Here is a 1,299-nt window from a genome sequence, read left to right as displayed (position 1 = left end):
CAGGGCGGACGCATCAAAATGCGTTCGCCTCCAAAAGTTTTGACAGGTAATTTTCGTCCCAGCCAGCTTTCATCCTTTTTAAGTTGAGACTCCCTTTGATCGTTTTATCCTTTTTAAGGATGGACAGAGCAATCTTAGTTATAGTAGAGAAGTTCCTTGCTGCATTTTTCACCTTTCTACTTTCGTCTTCTCTAAAGGTAAAGTCTAATTGCCAGTGCAAATTGTTCTCTATGCCCCAGTGTTTCCTTATGGCATTGGCGATTTCCTCAGGCTTTTCATTTCCTAGAGAAGTTACATAGTACCTGATTTCCTCAGAAGTTTCACCTGTTGAGACAATCGTTCTTCGTGATAGAATACCAACTATAGATTTTAGCCCTTCAAATTTGTTCTTGAACATTTTTTGCGTAGTGCTACCATAACTCACCACTGTACATTTTCTTTCTTCTAATCTGCCATGCCCTCTGTCAACAGAAGTATGCTCTGAAACTATACCCGGATAGTCACGATCAGTGTATTCGGCTATGATATCCTTTGCAGAATTATAGCTTGTCTTTTGATTTTTCTTCAATGCAATAATATAATCTCCGTTTCCCTCTCTTATTTTCTTGGTTATAGAGGTTTGGCATCCCATGGCGTCAATCGTTACGATGGTGTCATTTAAGTCTATTGCGCCAAGCAACTTTGGTACAACGGTGATTTCGTTACTCTTCTCGCCCACCTTCTCTTGAGCCAGAGAGATATTGTTGTCAGAAGACCATGCCGATACAATCCACATGCGAAAATCATCTTTGCCCAATGTATGCTCTGAATCGCATTTGCTGGAGCCACGCATTAACTTGCCGTCAATGGCTACTACACCTTTGACCTCACCAACAATTTCCTTGACCCAATCGCGAAAGATTTGTTCAAAGCCCTTTGGGTCAAATATAGAGAAGAAACGATTGAAGGTGTCATGACTTGGAATGTGCTCCAAACCTGCCAAACGAGATTTGAAGAACTCCTTCTTTGTTTTTCCAAACTCAGCAATATCATCCCATGTTTGACATCCAGCTAGTACTGCAGCTATGGTAATATAGATAATATGTTCCATTTTATGAACAGTTCGTCCAGTGACTCTTGGGTCTGGAATTTGTTTAGATAACTTAATTATGCTCATTTTGTAACTTTTAATTGTTTAATTATTCCTTACAAAGATACAAAATATTTTTGATATAAGCAAATATAAATAGTTAATAATCAATAAGATACAACTTTGGTATCTATGTGTTAAAAGGTAAAAAGTTTAATGCGTTTGCCCTG

1 protein-coding gene is annotated in these 1,299 nt (G+C 38.4%); it reads right to left on the bottom strand.

Annotated elements, in window-relative coordinates; genetic code table 11:
• Positions 1-13: 13 nt before the first annotated feature.
• Entirely contained in the window at positions 14-1,156 is a 1,143-nt protein-coding gene (locus F7D20_RS10665; protein WP_158464023.1) for an ISAs1 family transposase, read from the bottom strand.
• Positions 1,157-1,299: the final 143 nt, after the last annotated feature.

Origin of the sequence: Segatella copri, from assembly GCF_009495355.1 — a bacterium.
Taxonomy (GTDB): domain Bacteria; phylum Bacteroidota; class Bacteroidia; order Bacteroidales; family Bacteroidaceae; genus Prevotella.
The sequence above is the reverse complement of the archived record's forward strand: the minus strand, read 5'-3'. Positions and strand labels throughout refer to the sequence as shown.